Below are 20,014 nucleotides of genomic sequence, written 5' to 3' on the forward strand. Positions count from 1 at the left end.
AAGATACGATCCGACCTAAACCGAACCAAAAAAACTATACAAGTCGGAATGGAAACAGTCTGGGCGAAGTGAATCAGCTGCATCAGGAATTCAAACAAATGATCAAGCATTATCATGGAGTCTCCATAAGACATCTTCAGCACTATTTGGATTGGCTTGTATTCCGTAAACAGATGAAATACCAAATCAGGGCGGAAGCCAGAAAAACAAAAGCTTATATGTTGGCTATGAAAGGATCTGTTTCCTTTGTGACAAAAGACATATGTTCTTTTGAGTTGCCAATTAATGTGCTTACGCTCTATCAAAATTAAAAACATCATTTTTAATTCTCTGCATCAACTTTTTAGTTGAACTTAGCGAAATCCAATAAAATGAGCTGCATAACTCAATATTCTATACATGTATAAGGAAGAAATAATTAAAATCATTGAATAAAGGGATGTTAAAGAATCTTTGCGTAACAAATTGACATGATTTTACCATACTGTAATTGAAGGAAGGTGATCTTATGTCAAATCTTTCTCAAAATATCCGTAAATATAGAGAACAGAAATCTATGTCACAAGAAGAACTGGCGCAAAAGCTTTATGTGACAAGACAGACCATATCTAACTATGAAAACGGAAAAACAGAACCAGACTTAGATAGAATTGAAGAAATGGCTGTACTGTTTGATGTGGACGTTCAGGAACTTCTACAAACAAAAAATAAGTATCCATTTCCCAAAAAGAAATTCATTCTATTGATTTTATTAGCTGCTGTTTTGGTAATTTGGATGATTATTGTATCTCATGACATAGATCAGATGAGAAAATATTATACGGTGCCATGGTCATTCTTAATTCTATGTCCGTTTGTGGCTTGTGTCTTATTATCCGGTATTGGTTATCTGATCGGTGATGTATTGACGGAAAGTCGGCTGTTGAAACGGGTATCAATGCCTTTATGGGTACATCGAGTGTTTTTGATCTTAACAAGTTTGATCTGTATAGGACTGATTATTTCTATATTGATGTATAGTTTTTACCATGTGTTTTATATCGAACTTCAAATACAAAATACAAATCAATGGATATCGCAGGGGTTTGCGTTTTGGAATCAGGTGCGCGCAAATATCATGGTGATGTTTAGTTTTCATCCTTTATTATATGGCATTTTTCCGATATTGGGATTCATATGTTCCTACAGCAAGAAAGTTGTTTCTAAAAAAAGAAATAAGTTGTTCTGTAGAGCGTTTATATTTTATGAAATCTGAATATCTTGTGGAAAAGGTAGAAGTTATGATTCCTAAATATGTTATCAGCATGGATACTATGAACTTTTCAAGAAATGAAATCTATCATATGAATATACTAGATTTTTTACAGGGAAAACCTGTATAATCGTTTTCGAAATGAGGGATGAAAATGAAAAAGATAGGAATCACAACTTCACAGATTATTATGATGGATCCATCTTTATGTGGATATAAAAAAATGAATGTGACCACAACATATGTACATGCTGTACAAAAGGCCGGTGGTCTTCCCATCATCATTCCATGTATCTGTTCTGAAGAAGAGATGAAACAATATATCGAGTTATGCGATGGTTTTGTCTTGATCGGCGGTATGGATATTGCTCCGATCTTATACGGAGAAATGCCTCATGCCAAGTGTGGTGCTTATGATTATGATGTTGATGTATCTCAGTTGGCTTTTACCAAGCTGGCAATTGAATCAAAAAAACCGTCACTGGCGATTTGTCGAGGAATGCAGCTTGTCAATATCGCTTTAGGTGGTACTTTAATTCAGGATATTCCTTCCTTAAGTCAGGAAATCAACCATGCCTTTGATTATGATGGCAATATCGTTCATACCGCATCACTGGATAAGGATGGTGGTTTATATAAGCTGTTACAAACCGATACGATTGCGATCAACAGCCTACATCATCAGGCTGTTGGTAAATTAGGACAAGGTTTACATATAGATGCCAAAGCACCGGATGGAATCATTGAAGCTATCAGTTTACCAGATCAGCCATTATTAGGTGTACAGTGGCATCCGGAAATGATGGTGGATACCGATCCTTTGATGGCAAAGCTGTTTCGTTGGGTCACTGAACACTAAAATGTGCAAATCTTCTTCAAAATAGTCATTGTATTGTAAAGAACCTTCATGTAAAATAACGTTGCAGGAAGTTTGTTTTTTGGAGGTCTTACTTATGGTCTTAAGAAGATTTACAAAACTGAAGAACATGGACTGTTTTAAGCGTGCCTAAAAAAGGTGCGCTTTTTTTAATGAAAGAGAGGACAAGAAAATGGACACAAAAAGAGTTTTGATCGTGATGGGATCACGCAGTGATCTGCCGAGCATGGAAGGCTGTATGAAACAGTTGGATGATTTTGGGGTAAGCTATACAGTACGCGTGTTGAGTGCACACCGCACACCGAATGCCGTTATCGAATTAAGTGAACAGGCGGTAGAAAATGGAGTACAAGTGATTATTGCGGCAGCCGGAGGTGCAGCTCATTTGGCCGGTGTATTGGCAAGTTCTACGCCGTTACCGGTGATCGGTATTCCGATTCAAACCAGTACTTTAGGCGGTATGGACTCTTTGTTGTCCACAGTACAGATGCCTCAGGGGGTACCGGTGGCTACCGTTGCCATTGGGAAAGCTGGTGCTCGCAATGCGGCCATCCTTGCATGTCAGATGATGGGCTTAGCCGATAAAGATCTTCAACAGAAGATCGTGGATTTCAAAAAAGCGCAGGCTGAAAAAGTATTGGCCGATTCTGTCGTAGAGTAGGAGGACGCATGAATACACGAATTTTTGTACGAAAGAAGGAACAGTTTCAGGTTGAAAGTGAATCGCTTTGCCATGAATTAAAGACTTCTTTAGGATTAAGCGATGATTTTGGTTTGGAACAATACAATATTTATGACATTTTTGAAGCGGATGAAAATGATATTGCTCTTTTAAAGAAAAATGTCTGTAGTGAAGTTGTCACCGATGAAGTGTTGGATACTGTTGATCTGGAAGGAAAGACGTATTTGGCTTATGAATATCTTCCGGGACAATACGATCAAAGAGCCGATAGTGCCATGCAGTGTTTGATGTTGCTCAACAATAAACAAAGCGTGCGTATTCATTCGGGAACATTACTGGTATTCTCTGGAACGATAGATGAAGCACAGTTGGAAAAGATTACGCAGTATATCGTGAACCCGGTAGAAGCTCGTGTTAAAGATCTTTCGGTTTTAGAAGATGATCAGGATGTAGAAGTCGCCGATGTACCGGTATTGGAAGGATTTACTTCGTTGTCTAAAGAAGAATTGGAAGTCCTTCGTCAAAAAGAAGGCTTGGCGATGAGTTTTGATGATATCGAACATGTACAAAATTATTTCCGAAATGAAGAAAAACGTGACTGTACGATGACCGAATTAAAAGTGTTGGATACGTATTGGTCGGATCATTGTCGTCATACGACCTTTGAAACGGTATTGGATTCTGTTGATTTTAAATGTTCGACTTTAAAAGAACAGATTCAAGCTTCCTATGAACGATATTTAAAGTTGCGTGAAAAGGTTCATGGCAATAAAAAGGAACAAACCTTGATGGATATGGCCACGATTGCCGGTAAATATCTTCGCAAGGAAGGCAAACTGGATGATCTGGAAGTCAGTGACGAAATCAATGCCTGCTCGGTTGAAATCAAGGTTGATGTCAACGGACAAAAGGAAGACTGGCTGTTGATGTTTAAAAACGAAACACACAATCATCCTACAGAAATTGAACCATTTGGCGGGGCTTCTACCTGTATCGGTGGTGCCATTCGAGATCCATTATCGGGTCGAAGCTATGTATATCAGGCTATGCGTATTACCGGTGCCGGAGATATTACCAAACCGATCGAAGAAACGATGGAGCATAAGCTTCCGCAGTCCAAAATTTCAAAAACGGCAGCCCATGGTTATTCCAGCTATGGAAACCAGATTGGACTTGCCACTACCTTTGTCGAAGAAGTCTTTGATGAAGGCTATGTCGCCAAACGTATGGAAGTCGGTGCCGTTGTCGGTGCGGCTCCTAAAAGTCATGTGAAACGAGAAAAACCACTGCCTGGCGATATCATCGTGTTGATCGGTGGTGCAACCGGTCGTGATGGAATCGGCGGCGCTACCGGATCCAGTAAAGAACATAATGAAACATCCTTGGAGAAATGCAGCAGTGAAGTTCAAAAGGGAAATGCCCTGATCGAGCGTAAACTGCAGCGTTTATTCAGAAATCCAAATTGTACAAGGCTGATCAAAAAGGCCAATGACTTTGGGGCCGGTGGTGTCAGTGTGGCTGTGGGTGAATTAGCCGATGGTCTGGATATCAATCTGGATGCGGTACCGGTTAAATATCAGGGCTTAGACGGAACGGAACTGGCGATCAGTGAATCACAGGAGCGTATGGCTTGTTGTATTGCGGCCAGTGATTTTGAAGCCTTCCAAAAAGAAGCCGAAAAAGAAAATCTGGAAGCCATCAAAGTGGCCGATGTTACGGATACCAATCGTCTGGTGATGCATTTTAGAGGCAAAACCATTGTCGATATGTCCAGAGCTTTCTTAGATACCAACGGTGTTCGCCAACATCAAAACGTAGAAGTTGTGGAAAGTACCTATGATGAAAAACCATTTGCACCAACACATTCTAACTTGATCGATACGCTGCAGGATCCCAATGTGGCCTGCCAGATCGGTTTAAGTGAAATGTTTGATGCCTCGATCGGAAAATCAACCGTTCTGATGCCATTTGGTGGTTTTTATCAGCTGACACCGGAAGAAGGAAGCGTACAGAAACTGCCGGTCTTTGGCATGACGCATACTTGTTCTTTGATGACCTATGGCTATGATCCAAAATTAAGCAAATATTCACCATACTTAGGAGCCAGCTATTCCGTTGTGGAAGCTTTGGCTCGCATGACCGCTTTGGGTGCCGATTATAAAACGTGTCGTTTATCCAATCAGGAATACTTTGAGCATTTAGGAAAAGATCCTGAAAAATGGGGCAATCCGATGCAGGCTTTATTAGGATTGATCGATGCCCAGCTTGCTTTTGAAACACCAAGTATCGGTGGTAAGGACAGTATGTCCGGTACCTATAAAGATATTCACGTACCGCCGACATTGATCACCTTTGCGGTTACGTCCGAAAAAACAGAAAATATTATTTCAGCCAGCTTTAAAAAGCCGGGTAACTATGTCTATTTGATCAAACATGATCCAAAAGAAGACCATACACCAAATTATGAACAGTTAAAGGATAACTTTGAAGCAGTTCGTAAAATGATGCGGGAAGGTAAGATCGTTGCGGCGAGTGCCGTTAAATTTGGCGGTATCGGTTATGCGATTGCCAAGATGGCTTTTGGAAATAAACTCGGTGTTGCCATTGAAAGCAATGAAGATCTGTACGGCTTTAACATCGGATCTTTGATCGTAGAAACAACCGAAACGATTCAGGATCCACACTTTACTTTATTGGGAATTACCAATGAAGAAAAACGCATTGTGTTAAATGGCGAAAGTGTAACAATCGATGAGGCTTTAGAAGCTTGGATGAAGCGTTATAACGAAGTGTATCCGGTTCGTGTCGATTTAGGAAAAGAAGTATTGGATACACCACTCACCGAAGCAAAAGTACCACAATCTAAAGTGGTTGTAGAAAAACCGGTCGTGGTTATTCCAATTTTCCCGGGACAGAACTGTGAATACGATACAACACAGAAATTTGAAAGAGCTGGAGCCGAGGTTCATCAAGTCGTTATCAATAATCTTACGGTAGAAAACCTGCAAAGAAGTATTGATACCTTAGCAGATGAAATTTCCAAGGCACAGATTTTAATGATCGTCGGCGGCTTCTCCAGTGGAGATGAACCGGATGGTTCGGGTAAATTTATTGCCAATGCCTTGCGAAATCCAAAGATTTGGAAAGCTATTTGCACGATGCGAGAAAACGATGGATTGATTCTGGGAATCTGTAACGGATTCCAGGCTTTGATCAAAGCAGGTCTGCTTCCATACGGTGATATTGAAAAACTGGATGCATCCAATCCAACTTTATTTAGAAATAATATCAACCGTCACGTTTCTCATATTGCCAGAACGCGCATTACTTCAAATAAATCACCGTGGTTAGCTTCTATGAAACCGGGTGAAATTCACAGTGTGGCCATGAGTCATGGCGAAGGAAAGTTTGTGGCTTCTGCCGATGTGATTGAAAAACTGGTACAGAATGGTCAGGTGGCTACGCAATATGTCAATGAAAAAGGACAGCCGACCATGGATGGTTTAGATAATATCAATGGTTCTACGATGGCTATTGAGGGCATCTTGAGTGAAGATGGAAAGATCTTTGGTAAGATGGGACATAGCGAACGTTATGAACCGGGTCTGTTCCAAAATATTGCGGGAAACAAAGACCAGAATATATTTGAAAACGGTGTGCGTTACTTTACGCATAAATAGGATCGTCTATGAAACAGACAAATGTGATTCAAGATTCTTCGGGAATCTTAGGGATCTTTGGCAGTGAGAATGCGGCCAACAGTGCGTATTATGGTCTTCATGCGATGCAGCATCGAGGACAGGATGGTGTCGGCATTGCGGTATCTAATGGAGAAACCGTTTCCTGTATCAAGGGATTAGGGCTGTTATCGGAAACGATATCCAGCGCTTCCCTACAGGATTTAAAAGGTTCGATTGCCATAGGACAGGTTCGTATGGCGACAACCGGTGATTCTCAGCTGGAAAATGTGCAGCCGATCATGGTTCGGGCCCATCAGGGACATTTTGCGATCGTCACCAGTGGCATGATCACCAATGCGATCACACTAAGAAATCAGCTGGAGGAAGAAGGATTGATCTTTCAGGGAACCAGTGATGCGGAACTGATCGCCCATTTGATTCAGATTCATCCGGGTAAATTTGTCGATAAGATTCGCGGTGTAGTGCAGATGATCGAAGGGGCGTATAACTTTATGATTGCCACAAGGGATTCTTTGTACGTGATGCGAGATCCCTATGGCATTCATCCCTTAAGTATGGGAAAAAGCGAACAAGGCTCGATCTTCAGCAGTGAAACCTGTTCCTTTGGTATCTTAGGCGCTCATTTTGAACGGGAAGTCAATCCCGGCGAACTGCTCTGTCTTTGTCCGGATAAAGTGGAATCCATACAACTGGTTCCAGCCCACAAGCAAACAACATGTGCCATGGAGTATGTGTATTTCTCTCGTCCTGACAGTATTGTCAATACACAGACGGTACATGAAGTGCGTACCCGTTGTGGAGAAGCCTTGGCAAGACAGGAGGATGTACAGGCAGATATGGTTATCGGTGTACCGGATACCGCTACCTCGGCAGCTGTAGCCTTTGCACGTATATCAGGGATGCCGTACGAGATCGGCCTGATGAAAAACCGGTATATCGGTTCGACCTTCATTCGACCGACCAAGCAGCAGCGCCAGGAAGGAATGCGCGTTCGTTTAAATGCGATCTCTTCGGTCTTGAAAGGAAAACGTGTGATCCTGGTCGATGACAGTATCGTTAAAGGATCAACGGCCAAGCGCCTTTCGGTATTGTTGAAGGAGGCCGGTGCCAAGGAAGTGCATTTACGTATCGCATCGCCTAAGATCAGCTATCCTTGTCTGTATGGAACAGAACGTACAAGACAGGAAGAACTGGCAGCCTATAATTATACCGAAGAAGAAATGTGTGCTTTGTTTCAAGTGGAATCCATTCGATTTTTAAGTCTGGAGGACTTTAAAAAATGTATTCCCGATACAAGCTGTTTAGCTTGTTTTAACGGAAATTATTCCGCAAAGCTTTGCGATTATATAAAAGAGATAAAGGAGTAACGTATGGCAGAACAATATAAAGAAGCGGGTGTCAATTTAGAGGCCGGATACGAAAGTGTTCGTCGTATCCAATCTCATGTAGCCCGTACCAAAGTCAAAGGCGCCATTGATTCATTGGGTGCTTTTGGCGGTATGTTTGATTTGAGTGTTTACAATTTAAAAGAACCGGTACTGGTATCTGGTACCGATGGCGTTGGTACAAAACTGATGTTGGCATTTGAAATGGATAAGCACGATACGATCGGAATCGATGCGGTAGCCATGTGTGTTAATGATGTGTTGGTGCAGGGAGCCAAACCTATCTATTTCTTAGACTATATTGCGGTCGGACAAAATAAGCCAGAAGTCATTGAGCAGATTGTTAAGGGTGTGGCCGATGGCTGTGTACAGTCTGCTTGTGCTTTGATTGGTGGCGAAACTGCAGAAATGCCAGATATGTACGATGTAGATCACTATGATTTGGCTGGTTTCTGTGTCGGGGTTGTCGATAAAAGTAAACTAAAAGATTCCCGGAATTTAAAAGTGGGCGATGTATTGATCGGCTTGCCAAGTACTGGTGTACATTCCAACGGATTCTCTTTGGTGCGTAAGGTCTTGTTCAAGGATAATCATCTGGATGCACATGCGACTTATGAGGAATTGGATGGTCAGGTGTTAGGTGATGTACTTTTGACACCGACTAAGATCTATGTCAAAGCTGTATCGTCTTTATTTGATCAGGTGGATATTCATGCGATGAGTCATATTACCGGCGGCGGTTTCTATGAAAATGTACCGAGAATGTTAAAAGAGGGAATGGGTGTTCGTATTGATACCAAGGCTTTCCCACGACCGAAGATCTTTGATTTCATCCAGCAAAAAGGAAAAATCGAAAATCAGGAAATGTACAATGTCTTTAATATGGGTATTGGTTTTGTGATGGCGGTCGATCCAAAAGATGTACAAAAGGTGCAGGATGCTTTACAGGCCATTGGTGAAACCAGCTATGTGATCGGCGAAGTCACGGACAGTGGCGAGGTTGATGTACAATGGTAAACATTGCGGTTTTTGCCAGTGGATCGGGAACGAATTTTGAAACTATTCTTCAACATATCGAGGATGGTTCGCTTCCGGTGCAATGCCAATGTCTGATTGTGGATAAAGAACAGGCATATGCTCGTACACGTGCCAAACAACATCAGATCGAGGACTACTATTTTAATCCGAAAAGCTATCCAAACAAAGAAGCGTATGAAAAGGATATTCTAAAAGTACTAAAAGATAAAAATGTGGATTTGATCGTATTAAGCGGTTATATGCGCTTTATCGGCAAGGTACTTTTAGAAGCCTATCCGAAAGCAATCATCAATCTGCATCCGGCCTATTTACCAGAATTTCCAGGGGCTCACAGCATTCAGGATGCCTTTGAGGCCGGTGTATCTCAAACCGGTGTCACGGTGCATTATGTAGATGAAGGCGTCGATACTGGGCCGATCATTCGCCAGGAGCGTATACCGATCGATCCAAATTGGAACCTGGAAACATTGGAAGAGCATGTACATGCCATGGAATATGACTTGTTCTGGCAGGTCATCAAAAGTGTTGCCGAAGAAATGGAGGGAAAGAAATGAAAAGAGCATTGGTCAGCGTGTCTGATAAGACAGGCTTAGTAGAATTTGTAAAAGGATTAGTGGATTGTGGTTATGAGATCATCTCGACCGGAGGAACCAAAAAAGCATTGGAAGAAGCAGGATTAAATCCAATCGGTATCAGTGATGTAACCGGTTTTCCGGAAATTATGGATGGACGTGTAAAAACATTGCATCCAAAAGTGCATGGAGCTTTACTTTGTGTACGTGATAATCCCGAACACGTCAAACAGTTACAGGAATTAGGCATCGAATATATCGATCTTGTTTGTGTAAACTTATATCCATTTAAAGAAACCGTACAAAAGAAAGGTGTAACCCACGAAGAAATCATCGAAAACATTGATATCGGTGGGCCAAGCATGTTACGAAGTGCTTCAAAAAATTATAAGAGCATCACGGTTGTCTGTGATCCAAAAGATTATGATAAAGTCTTAAAAGAAATTCAGGAAAATGGAGATACATGTCCGGTAACTCGTGAATTTCTGGCAGCTAAAGTGTTCCGTCACACGGCTCGTTATGATGCGATGATTGCCGATTATCTGACCAAGAAAACCGGCGAGGAATTCCCGGAAAGTTTAACCATTACTTTTGATAAGGTACAGGATCTTCGCTATGGAGAAAACCCACATCAGAAAGCAGCTTTCTATAAAGGTATGAATCCGCAGTACTCTTTGGCCAATGCGACACAGCTTCATGGTAAAGAACTTTCCTACAACAATATCCAGGATGGCAATGCGGCTATTGAAATCCTTAAGGATTTTGAAGGTCAGTGTGCTGCCGTTGGTTTAAAACACATGAATCCATGTGGTGTAGGTATCGGTGAAAATATCGAAGCGGCCTGGGATAAAGCGTATGAAGCCGATCCTGTCAGCATCTTCGGTGGTATTGTTGCTTTAAACGATACGGTGGAAAAAGGTTTGGCGGAAAAATTATCCAAGATCTTTTTGGAGATCATCATCGCACCGGACTTTACACCGGAAGCTTTGGAAATCTTAACGCGTAAAAAGAATATTCGTTTAATGAAGCTGGATACGACATTGTCTGTGAATACGTCTTTGAAATATACGAATGTCAATGATGGCTTGCTGGTACAGGAAATGGATATGCATCAGATCAAGGAAGAAGATCTGCGTTGTGTGACAAACCGAAAACCAACACCGGAAGAAATTAAGCAGTTGTTGTTTGGATGGAAAGTTGTCAAGCATGTGAAGTCGAATGCGATCGTATTGGTTAAAGATGATATGACGATTGGTGTCGGTGCTGGCCAGATGAATCGTGTCGGTTCTGCCAAAATTGCGATCGAAGAAGCCGGAGAAAAAGCCAAAGGTTCGGTTATGGCCAGTGATGCGTTCTTCCCGATGCCGGATACGGTCGAAGAAGCCATCAAAGCCGGTGTAACAGCAATCATTCAGCCAGGTGGATCGATTCGTGATCAGGACAGCATTGATGTCTGCAACGAACATGGCATTGCGATGGTTTATACCGGAATCCGTCATTTTAAGCACTAAGATCAGTTAAGAAGCGAAGGCGTTGTTTCTTCGCTTTTTGTATGGAAAAAGATTGAAAGACGGATTCAATATTGTTACAAATGGGGCAGAAAGCAGGTATTTGTATGTATGAAGTCAAAGAATCGGATTGGAAAATATTTAGGAAAAGAGCTCAGTGATGAACTGCAGGAATATATCAATTTCTTTATATACGGAAGGTAGCACAACAGCTATCTTCTTTTTTATATTCTCTCCATGGTCAAATCAATAGAGCAAAGCCTATATTTCTGTTATGGTAATACGGCAAGGAGACTCTAATTGTATGAATATTATTAAACGTGATAAAACCATTCAACCTTTTAATGTAGAAAAAATTAAAATTGCCATCAAAAAAGCATTTGCCTCTTTACATTCTGAGATTGATGAGGCGGTATTGGATCAAATCGTGATTGAAATACAAGATGAATTTCAGTCTCGCAACCAGACACCGACAGTTGAAGAAGTACAGGATTTAGTTGAAAGAGAGTTGATGAAACACTCTTTTTATGATGAAGCGAAGGCTTATATCTTATATCGATCCCAGCGCGCCAGACTTCGTGAACAGATCGCTCAGTTTGAAAAACTTGTTTATAATCCGGCTGTGCCAAAGATCTTGATGCAGGTGGAACGTGAATTTGGCTATGATCTATCGACTTTATATCAGAAGTTTAAGACTTTTTATAAAGCAGAGGATTCGCAAAAAGAAACAGAAAAAATGTTGGTTCGTGCCTGTGTAGAACTGATTTCCATGGAACAGCCGCAATGGGAAATGATCGCAGCTCGTTTTCAAAGTGAATTCCTTCATCAGGAAATCAAGGCTCGCATGTTAAAGTATGGTGTACATTCTTTTGCGGAAAAGATCGCTTATTTGGAAAAAGAAGGTTTATACGGTGATTATATTCGTCAGGCTTATAGTGATTCAGATATTGATGAATTAGAAGCGTATATCAAAGAAGAAAGAAATGATTTGTTTACCTATTCAGGTTTAGATTTATTGATCAATCGTTATTTGATTCGCTCTCACAGTGGTGAGATTTTAGAAAGTGTACAGGAGATGTTCATGGGGATTGCGATGCATCTGGCTTTACCGGAACAAGATCGTGTATTCTGGGCTAAACAAATCTATGATATTTTAAGTGAATTGAAAGTAACGATGGCAACTCCAACGATGTCCAATGCACGTAAGCCGTTTCATCAGATGTCAAGCTGTTTCATTGATACCGTACCAGATTCTTTAGATGGGATCTATAAATCTATTGATAATTTTGCACAAGTTTCTAAACATGGTGGAGGAATGGGTCTATATTTTGGTAAGGTTCGTGCGAATGGCAGTGATATTCGTGGCTTTAAAGGTGCTGCCGGCGGTGTCATTCGCTGGATCAAGCTGGTCAATGATACTGCTATTGCCGTTGATCAGCTAGGTGTTCGTCAGGGGGCAGTAGCTGTCTATCTGGATGCCTGGCATAAAGATTTACCAGAGTTTTTACAGCTTCGTACCAACAATGGTGATGATCGTATGAAAGCACATGATGTTTTTCCGGCCATATGTTATCCAGATCTTTTCTGGCGCATGGTCAAAGAAGATTTGGATGGCACATGGTATCTGATGTGCCCGCATGAAGTTTATACCATCAAAGGTTATCATTTGGAAGATTCTTATGGAAAAGAATGGGAAGAGAAATACTGGGATTGTGTGCAGGATGATCGCATTCATAAGCGCACGATCAATATCAAAGACTTAGTGCGTCTGATCTTAAAATCTTGTGTGGAAACAGGAACACCGTTTACCTTTAATCGGGATATCGTCAATCGTGCCAATCCAAATCCGCATCAGGGGATGATCTATTGTTCAAACTTATGTACGGAAATTGCGCAGAATATGAAACCGATCCATCATTTGCCTAACGAAGTGGTTCAAGTCGATGGACAGGATGTTGTCGTAGAACGTTATGTACCGGGTGATTTTGTCGTCTGTAACCTGGCAAGCTTAACGCTAGGAAAAATCGATGTCAAAAACGATAAGGAGTTGGAACATATCGTATCGGTTGTAATTCGTGCTTTGGATAATGTCATCGATTTGAATTATTATCCGATTCCTTATGCGAAACTGACCAACCATAAAGTACGTCCGATTGGTTTAGGAACCAGTGGATATCATCATATGTTAGTCAAGAACGGCTTCCGTTTTGAAAGTGAAGAGCATCTGGAATTTGTCGATCAGCTCTATGAAAAAATCAATTATTACGCGATTCGTACGAGCATGGAACTGGCAAAGGAAAAAGGGAAATACGAAATTTTTGAAGGAAGTGACTGGGATACCGGTGCTTATTTCACAAAACGAGGTTATATATCGGAGGCATGGAAACACTTGCAGGATGAAGTTCATCAAAACGGAATGCGTAATGGTTATTTATTAGCCATTGCTCCAACGAGCTCGACATCCATCATTGCGGGAACCAGTGCGTGTTGTGATCCGATTATGAACAAATTCTTCTTAGAGGAAAAGAAAGGTTCCATGATTGCCCGTGTGGCACCGGATTTAAACCAGCAGACTTTCTGGTTGTATAAGAATGCGCATTTGATTGATCAGACATGGTTGGTTAAGGCGGCCGGTGTTCGTCAGCGTCATATTGATCAGGCACAATCGGTAAACTTGTATATCACAACAGAATTTACAATGCGTAAGCTTTTGAACTTGTTTATACAGGCATGGGAAGAAAATGTGAAAACATTGTATTATGTGCGCTCTAAATCGCTGGAAGTCGAAGAGTGTGAGAGCTGCAGTGCATAGGAGGTCATATGGAACAATTACAGAAAAAGGCATTATTTAATGAAAATGGCGATATTGAGGTTACAAAGCGTCGTATGATCAATGGAAATACGACAAATTTAAATGACTTCAACAATATGAAATACAGTTGGGTATCGCAATGGTATCGTCAGGCGATGAACAACTTCTGGATTCCGGAAGAAATTAACTTATCACAGGATGTCAAAGATTATCGTTCATTAAAACCGGCCGAAAAGACAGCCTACGATAAGATCCTTTCTTTTTTGGTCTTCCTGGACTCCTTACAGACAGCAAACCTTCCCAATGTTGGTGAATACATCACGGCCAATGAGGTCAATTTGTGCTTGTCTATTCAACAGTTTCAGGAAGCCGTGCATTCTCAAAGCTATTCATATATGTTAGATTCTATCTGTTCTCCACAGGAACGAGATGATATTCTTTATCAGTGGAAATACGATGAAATCTTATTGAATCGAAATAAATTTATCGGTGATTTATACAATGCGTTTCAAGAACATAAAGATCCTTTCCATTTTATGCAGATGATCATGGCAAATTATATCTTGGAAGGAATTTATTTCTATTCCGGATTTATGTTCTTCTATAATTTGGGACGTATGGGAAAAATGCCGGGAAGTGCGAATGAGATTCGTTACATCAATCGAGATGAAAATACACATTTATGGCTGTTCCGTTCGATCATCTTAGAACTTCAAAAGGAAGAGCCGGAATTGTTTACACCGGAGCGTGTTGAAGTGTATCGTGCCATGTTGAAAAAAGGTGTGGAAGAAGAGATCAAATGGGGCAAATACGTCATTGGTAATGATATTGAAGGTTTGACTATGGAAATGGTAGAAGACTACATTCACTATCTGGGAAATTTCAGAGCACATAGTTTAGGCTTTGAACGCTTGTATGAAGGCTATGACAGTGAACCGGAAAGTATGAGCTGGGTATCGATGTATTCCAATGCAAATATGATCAAGACTGATTTCTTTGAGGCAAAAAGTACAGCCTATGCCAAGAGCAGTGCGATTGTCGATGATTTATAAAATCTGAGGGGTTGAAGCTTTATTTCAACCTCTTTTACTTTTTAGTTGAGATTCCCTTCAAATCGAGGTATATTATTAAGGTATCGATCTTATCGGGATGTAGCACAGCTTGGTAGTGCGTTTCGTTCGGGACGAAGAGGTCGCAGGTTCAAATCCTGTCATCCCGACCATGAAATAACAGTCGTCTGAGGACGGCTTTTTTTGTAAAAGGTAAGGAACATAATGAAAAAAGGAGCAATCTTTGATATGGATGGCTTGCTGTTTGATACAGAAAAGCTATTTGATATCGCATGGCATAGAGTGGCAGATAAACATGGTCTGACATTGACACAAGAGTTTTTTAACACATCACGTGGAACCAGCGGGGATGTAATGTTAAGAAATCTTAAAAGTTATTTTCCAACAAAGGATCCAAAAATTCTATTGAATGAGTTGTTTGAAAATACTACAGAGTTGACCAGGCATCAGGTGCCACTTAAAAAAGGTGTTTTAGAAATATTATCATTCTTTAAAGAAAATGGATTAAAAATCTCAGTTGCCAGCAGTTCTCCATTATCAATGATACAAAATAATTTACAGGTCTCAAAAACGGAATGTTATTTTGATGTGGTCACTAGTGGACAGGAAGTAGAACATGCCAAACCATCACCGGAAGTATTTTTATTGGCAGCTAAACGAATGGGAGTCGATGCCAGGGATTGTTACGTATTTGAAGACGGGATACATGGGGTCCATGCCGGAGTGAATGCAGGATGTACAACGATCATGATACCGGATATGTTAAAACCAACGCAGGAAATATTAAATATGCCGGTGCATATTTATAAAGATTTGTTAGAGGCCAAAGCAGCGATTGAAACAGGAATTCTATAAATGCATAGAAAACGGGCTCAACTGTATATTTTCATTGATAGACAATAAGAAATCCTCCATCTACAATAGAAGCAGATGGAGGATTTTATATGAGTTTGGGAAACAATTTATATAACGCAAGACGAAAAAAAGGATTATCACAAGAAACAGTCGCGGAGATTTTAGGTATTTCTCGACAGACAGTATCTAAATGGGAAACCGATGAAACACTGCCGAATGTTTTTCAGGCGAAAGAAATGGCACGACTATATGAATTGAGCTTAGATGATTTGATGGAATATGATACAGATGTGCAGGAAATCGAAAAGGTCATCCAGAATACCAGTGAAGAAACGCAAAAAAAGATCGATTGGACCAAAATGTGGTCTAAACAGTATCCGGTTTTAGGAATCTATGCAGATGTAGTGGATGTAGAGCGATATGCTGATGGCTTACAGGAGTTATTGGATGATTTAAAGAAACGATATGATTATAATCAACTGGATGCGATGTTGGTTTTAAAAGACATATTGGGTAAAACATGGAATCAGAATAAATAATTTAAATGAAAAAAATAAAACTTCTATGTAAAGTTTTATACATAGAAGTTTAGGATCGATAATTATATTTACTATCAAGATCAAAGTATATTCACGTCATTTAACTGTTTTGGAACATCAATGTCAAAAATCACTTAGCTGTGGGCAGGAATCCCTGGCTAAGCTTTTTTTATCAAATTATTCCAGTGTTTATGAATTCTCTGCGGAACGTAGAATGGTTATCCGCTTGCTCCCGCCTTGCTATATTGTTGTAGGTACTATGGCGAAGTTTGAAACTTTAGTATGTTTCTATTGTGAAATTAAAGGTTTAAAATGATAGGATTTCTGTTGAGTGTAAAAAAATGATTTTTTATGGTTTTGGTAAGAAATAGGTCACTTTTATCCGATAAAGTTGTACATAACAGGAAGGTGATCGAAATGAACAAAAACGTAGAAACAAGAAACAGCTTAATTGAGTTTACGAAAACAGATGATATTGTTTCAGATATGAAACATATTATTGATACTTCTCAAAAGAATGCTTATCAGGCCATAAATACGGCCTTGGTCTATCGCAATTGGTTAATGGGGTACCGTATTTCTGAAGAAATATTGAAAGGAGATAAACGAGCAGAATATGGTGGGCAAGTTATAAAAAAGCTTTCAAAAGAATTGACAAGGATTTATGGAAAAGGGTTTACCAAAACAAATCTATATAGTTTTTATAAATTTTATACTATGTTTCCAGAGATTTTCCACTCACTGCGTGGAAAATTTAATTCTTTTTTAAGTTGGACGCACTACCGAGTATTAATTCAGGTGGAAGATAAAAATGCCAGAGAATGGTATGCTCGCGAAGCATTTATGGAAACTTGGAGTGTTAGAACTTTACAGCGAAATGTTTCGTCTCAGTATTATTACCGCATGTTGAAAACGCAGAGAAAAGATCACGTAAAAAAAGAAATGGAGGCATTAACGGCTGAGTATCAAAAAGATCAACTGGAATTTATTAAAAATCCAGTTGTGGCAGAATTTCTGGGTTTGTCTTCCAATGCTGATTTTACAGAGGCAGATCTGGAGAAGGGGATCATTACCAATATCCAGAATTTTTTGATGGAGCTAGGTAAAGGGTATGCCTTTGTCGCAAGGCAACAACATATACAGACTGAAAAACAGGATTACTTTATCGATCTTGTTTTCTATAATTACTATTTAAAATGTTTTGTGTTGATTGATTTAAAATCCAGCAAGATCACCCATCAAGATGTTGGTCAAATGGATATGTATGTTCGAATGTATGATGAATTAAAACGTTCTTCGGATGATAATCCAACCATCGGTATTATCTTGTGTTCGGATACAGATGAAGATATTGCGCTTTATTCCGTTTTGAAAGAAAATGAACATTTATTTGCGACAAAATATAAGCTGTATCTTCCAACTCAGGAAGAATTGAAAGCTGAAATAGAAAAGCAAAAAACGTTGTTTTTGCTGCAAAAGACAGAAAACGGACAAAAGAGGCTAAACATCTAACAGATTCTGGGTAAAGGTTGACCGGACAGCTTATGAAGTTGGCGTGTTGCTCCAATCTTTGTTTTTAAATATAGTTTTTGCGGATGTTCTTTGGTAATTTTGCCGATAATTTTGGCACCATCTTTTAATTGCTCACAAAGTTGTTTGGCATCATTTTCATTCATGATACAAAGCATACGTCCTTCACAAGCTAAATATAAAGGATCAAAACCTAAAAGGTCACAAAGTGTTTGTACATTTGGATCGACAGGAAGTAAAGCTTCATAAAGTTCCATTCCAAAGTCTGATTTTTCTATCAGTTCAATGCATGTGGTCGCGACACCGCCTCTGGTTGGATCACGCAGGATTCTAAGACTATCATATGCCATGGCTTTCATAGCTTTTTCTTTTAAACAGGCACAATCGGAAAGCAACTCTCCCTGTAAATGAATATCTTCACGGGCCATGAAAATACTGGCACCATGGCATCCCATAGCACCGGATAAGACAATGACATCGTTTTCCTGATATTGGTAGGAGGTTTGTCTTTGAAGAATTCCAATACCAGCTGTGTTGATATAGATTTGATTTCCTTTTTGTCTTTCAATGACCTTAGTATCACCGGTTACGATCGAAACATCTGCGTTTTTCGCGGTCTGCTGCATGGAATGTAGGATCGTTTTTAAGTCATCGATATGAAAACCTTCTTCAACGATCAAAGAACAGGACAAATATTTAGGGATTCCTCCGGCCATGCAAAGATCGTTGATTGTGCCGCAAACGGCCAATTTTCCGATGTCACCGCCGGGAAACTTCCATGGATCGACTACAAAGCTGTCGGTGGAAAAAACTAGTTTGTTTTGTGGATCCGGCAAGATGGCCCCATCTTTTAATTCAGTCAGATGTTGATTTTTAAAGGTTGGTACGATCAGTTCATCAATCAAATCGGAAGTTAGTTGTCCTCCGCTTCCATGATCCATCAAAATATCGTTCATAATAGATCCTCGCTTTCATATAAATAACTGGCAGCGCATGCCCCTTCACTGGATACCATGCAAGGGCCAATCGGTGTTTGTGGCTTGCAGACAGTTTTAAATAAGGGGCATTGTTTTGGCTCTTTTTGTCCGCATAAAATAGAGGCACATTGACAGCCTTTGGGTTCCGTATTCGTTAAAGGGGGTAAATTAAATCGTTTCCAGGCATCCCAGGTTTCATATTCTTTTTTTAACTGTAAACCGCTTTTTGAGATGTTTCCCAAACCTCTCCAAAGACTATCCTGTGGTTCAAAGACTATCTGAATGATCGCTTGTGCTGTTTGGTTTCCTTGAGGTTTTACGATACGTCCATATGTGTTTTGAATGGCAGGTTTGTCCTGGTTCAACATTTGAATCAACAGTTCAATTGAATATAAGATGTCTTCGGGATCAAAGCCGCTGATAACACCGGGGCGATGATATTGGTTTGGCAAAAAGGAAAATCCTTGTTCACCGATAATGGCGGCGACATGTCCCGGACAAAGAAATCCATCGATTAGTGTGTTTTCTTGTTCTAACAAAGTGCATATGGCAGGCTTTGTCTGTTTTAAAAGACTCAAAAAGAAAAAGTTTTGAATGTTTTGTCGTTGGGCTTCTAAAATCGCAATGGCACTTCCAGGTGCAGTTGTTTCAAAGCCGACACCTAAAAAAATCACATTCTTAGACGGATTTTCTTTGGCCAGTGTTAAGGCATCCATGCAGGATAGACAAATTTTGACCTGTGGCAATCCTTGAAGAGATGAATATTTATTTCCGGGAATGCGTAAAAGATCACCATAGCTGCAAAGAAGGGTATTTGGTCTTTGTGCCAGATCATAAGCTAAGTCGATCAGAGATGAAGGAGTCACACATACCGGACAGCCCGGGCCACTGATCAGTTTTACATCATCCGGAAGCAGACTTTTTAGACCCGATCGGGCAATGGACATGGTATGCGTTCCGCAGATTTCCATCAACTGGATAGGGCGTTTTGGTTTACTGAAATGCATTGAATATCTCCTGATATAAATCTCTTGTCTTTTGGGCTTCCTGGGAATCGACTTTTTCAATCGCAAAGCCGGCATGGACCATGACTTCATCACCGATTTGTACATCGGGTATAAAATCGATTCGTATAGTTTGCGAAATTCCGTGAGCACCGGCTATGGCGGTGTTTCCTTCGATTTTTTCAATGGTTAAAGGAATAGCAAGGCACATG

The 20,014-nt window shown here is 40.2% G+C and carries 16 protein-coding genes, 1 tRNA gene and 1 pseudogene; 15 read left to right on the forward strand and 3 right to left on the reverse strand.

The features are described 5' to 3' along the window. The 15 genes and pseudogenes from G413_RS12180 to G413_RS11200 all read left to right on the forward strand — a co-directional run. Positions 1-311, forward strand: a pseudogene (locus tag G413_RS12180) (hypothetical protein); the annotation flags it as partial. Between the two features lie 197 nt (positions 312-508). After that, complete coding sequence (locus tag G413_RS11770; protein WP_022790187.1) at positions 509-1,255, forward strand: helix-turn-helix transcriptional regulator; 747 nt, start codon at positions 509-511, stop codon at positions 1,253-1,255. 151 nt (positions 1,256-1,406) lie between these two features. Continuing rightward, on the forward strand, positions 1,407-2,111 hold the full coding sequence (locus G413_RS0106930) for a gamma-glutamyl-gamma-aminobutyrate hydrolase family protein (RefSeq protein ID WP_022790189.1): 705 nt from the start codon (positions 1,407-1,409) through the stop codon (positions 2,109-2,111). Positions 2,112-2,301: 190 nt separating this feature from the next. Beyond that, complete coding sequence (gene purE / locus G413_RS0106935) at positions 2,302-2,790, forward strand: 5-(carboxyamino)imidazole ribonucleotide mutase (RefSeq protein WP_022790190.1); 489 nt, start codon at positions 2,302-2,304, stop codon at positions 2,788-2,790. A gap of 8 nt (positions 2,791-2,798) precedes the next feature. After that, the gene (locus G413_RS0106940) at positions 2,799-6,491 is read left to right on the forward strand and encodes a phosphoribosylformylglycinamidine synthase (protein WP_022790191.1); all 3,693 of its coding nucleotides are present in this window, start codon (positions 2,799-2,801) and stop codon (positions 6,489-6,491) included. Positions 6,492-6,499: 8 nt separating this feature from the next. Continuing rightward, a complete protein-coding gene (gene purF / locus G413_RS0106945) occupies positions 6,500-7,879 on the forward strand; it encodes an amidophosphoribosyltransferase (RefSeq protein WP_022790192.1) in 1,380 nt (459 codons plus the stop codon). Between the two features lie 3 nt (positions 7,880-7,882). Then, entirely contained in the window at positions 7,883-8,914 is a 1,032-nt protein-coding gene (gene purM, locus G413_RS0106950; protein ID WP_022790193.1) for a phosphoribosylformylglycinamidine cyclo-ligase, read from the forward strand. Next, positions 8,908-9,489 carry a phosphoribosylglycinamide formyltransferase gene (gene purN, locus G413_RS0106955; RefSeq protein WP_022790194.1) on the forward strand — a complete coding sequence of 194 codons (582 nt, stop codon included), beginning with the start codon at positions 8,908-8,910 and terminating at the stop codon, positions 9,487-9,489. The genes purM and purN overlap by 7 nt, the downstream gene beginning before the upstream one ends. After that, entirely contained in the window at positions 9,486-11,018 is a 1,533-nt protein-coding gene (gene purH, locus G413_RS0106960; protein WP_022790195.1) for a bifunctional phosphoribosylaminoimidazolecarboxamide formyltransferase/IMP cyclohydrolase, read from the forward strand. Before purN ends, purH begins: the two co-directional genes overlap by 4 nt. Before the next feature lie 301 nt (positions 11,019-11,319). After that, on the forward strand, positions 11,320-13,827 hold the full coding sequence (locus tag G413_RS0106965) for a ribonucleoside-diphosphate reductase subunit alpha (RefSeq protein ID WP_022790196.1): 2,508 nt from the start codon (positions 11,320-11,322) through the stop codon (positions 13,825-13,827). 8 nt (positions 13,828-13,835) lie between these two features. Next, a complete protein-coding gene (locus tag G413_RS0106970) occupies positions 13,836-14,879 on the forward strand; it encodes a ribonucleotide-diphosphate reductase subunit beta (protein ID WP_022790197.1) in 1,044 nt (347 codons plus the stop codon). A gap of 93 nt (positions 14,880-14,972) precedes the next feature. Further along, positions 14,973-15,049 (forward strand) — tRNA-Pro (locus G413_RS0106975). A 52-nt stretch (positions 15,050-15,101) separates the two neighbouring features. Beyond that, positions 15,102-15,752 carry an HAD family hydrolase gene (locus G413_RS0106980; protein ID WP_022790198.1) on the forward strand — a complete coding sequence of 217 codons (651 nt, stop codon included), beginning with the start codon at positions 15,102-15,104 and terminating at the stop codon, positions 15,750-15,752. Positions 15,753-15,841: 89 nt separating this feature from the next. Beyond that, complete coding sequence (locus G413_RS0106985) at positions 15,842-16,291, forward strand: helix-turn-helix domain-containing protein (protein ID WP_022790199.1); 450 nt, start codon at positions 15,842-15,844, stop codon at positions 16,289-16,291. 417 nt (positions 16,292-16,708) lie between these two features. Further along, positions 16,709-17,803 (forward strand): PDDEXK nuclease domain-containing protein, encoded by a 1,095-nt coding sequence (locus G413_RS11200; protein WP_022790200.1) that lies wholly within the window; start codon positions 16,709-16,711, stop codon positions 17,801-17,803. Here the strand turns inward: G413_RS11200 and hypE are convergent. The 3 genes from hypE to G413_RS0107005 are packed head-to-tail and all read right to left on the reverse strand — an operon-like array spanning position 17,800 to position 20,013. After that, a complete protein-coding gene (hypE, locus tag G413_RS0106995) occupies positions 17,800-18,777 on the reverse strand; it encodes a hydrogenase expression/formation protein HypE (protein WP_022790201.1) in 978 nt (325 codons plus the stop codon). The genes G413_RS11200 and hypE overlap by 4 nt on opposite strands. Then, positions 18,774-19,805 carry a hydrogenase formation protein HypD gene (gene hypD, locus G413_RS0107000; RefSeq protein WP_022790202.1) on the reverse strand — a complete coding sequence of 344 codons (1,032 nt, stop codon included), beginning with the start codon at positions 19,803-19,805 and terminating at the stop codon, positions 18,774-18,776. Before hypD ends, hypE begins: the two co-directional genes overlap by 4 nt. After that, on the reverse strand, positions 19,792-20,013 hold the full coding sequence (locus G413_RS0107005; protein ID WP_022790203.1) for a HypC/HybG/HupF family hydrogenase formation chaperone: 222 nt from the start codon (positions 20,011-20,013) through the stop codon (positions 19,792-19,794). Before G413_RS0107005 ends, hypD begins: the two co-directional genes overlap by 14 nt. Position 20,014: the final 1 nt, after the last annotated feature.

Origin of the sequence: Faecalicoccus pleomorphus DSM 20574 (assembly GCF_000420345.1) — a bacterium.
In the GTDB taxonomy this organism is placed as follows: Bacteria; Bacillota_I; Bacilli_A; order Erysipelotrichales; family Erysipelotrichaceae; genus Faecalicoccus; species Faecalicoccus pleomorphus.

Bases quoted from the DNA above. Each gene is read 5' to 3' on its own strand.
- hypD (WP_022790202.1), bottom strand. From the start codon at position 19,805: ATGCATTTCAGTAAACCAAAACGCCCTATCCAGTTGATGGAAATCTGC.
- purH (WP_022790195.1), top strand. From the start codon at position 9,486: ATGAAAAGAGCATTGGTCAGCGTGTCTGATAAGACAGGCTTAGTAGAA.
- G413_RS0107005 (WP_022790203.1), bottom strand. From the start codon at position 20,013: ATGTGCCTTGCTATTCCTTTAACCATTGAAAAAATCGAAGGAAACACC.
- G413_RS0106930 (WP_022790189.1), top strand. From the start codon at position 1,407: ATGAAAAAGATAGGAATCACAACTTCACAGATTATTATGATGGATCCA.
- purE (WP_022790190.1), top strand. From the start codon at position 2,302: ATGGACACAAAAAGAGTTTTGATCGTGATGGGATCACGCAGTGATCTG.
- G413_RS0106965 (WP_022790196.1), top strand. From the start codon at position 11,320: ATGAATATTATTAAACGTGATAAAACCATTCAACCTTTTAATGTAGAA.
- hypE (WP_022790201.1), bottom strand. From the start codon at position 18,777: ATGAACGATATTTTGATGGATCATGGAAGCGGAGGACAACTAACTTCC.
- G413_RS0106970 (WP_022790197.1), top strand. From the start codon at position 13,836: ATGGAACAATTACAGAAAAAGGCATTATTTAATGAAAATGGCGATATT.
- G413_RS11770 (WP_022790187.1), top strand. From the start codon at position 509: ATGTCAAATCTTTCTCAAAATATCCGTAAATATAGAGAACAGAAATCT.
- G413_RS0106980 (WP_022790198.1), top strand. From the start codon at position 15,102: ATGAAAAAAGGAGCAATCTTTGATATGGATGGCTTGCTGTTTGATACA.
- purM (WP_022790193.1), top strand. From the start codon at position 7,883: ATGGCAGAACAATATAAAGAAGCGGGTGTCAATTTAGAGGCCGGATAC.
- purF (WP_022790192.1), top strand. From the start codon at position 6,500: ATGAAACAGACAAATGTGATTCAAGATTCTTCGGGAATCTTAGGGATC.
- G413_RS0106940 (WP_022790191.1), top strand. From the start codon at position 2,799: ATGAATACACGAATTTTTGTACGAAAGAAGGAACAGTTTCAGGTTGAA.
- G413_RS0106985 (WP_022790199.1), top strand. From the start codon at position 15,842: ATGAGTTTGGGAAACAATTTATATAACGCAAGACGAAAAAAAGGATTA.
- G413_RS11200 (WP_022790200.1), top strand. From the start codon at position 16,709: ATGAACAAAAACGTAGAAACAAGAAACAGCTTAATTGAGTTTACGAAA.
- purN (WP_022790194.1), top strand. From the start codon at position 8,908: ATGGTAAACATTGCGGTTTTTGCCAGTGGATCGGGAACGAATTTTGAA.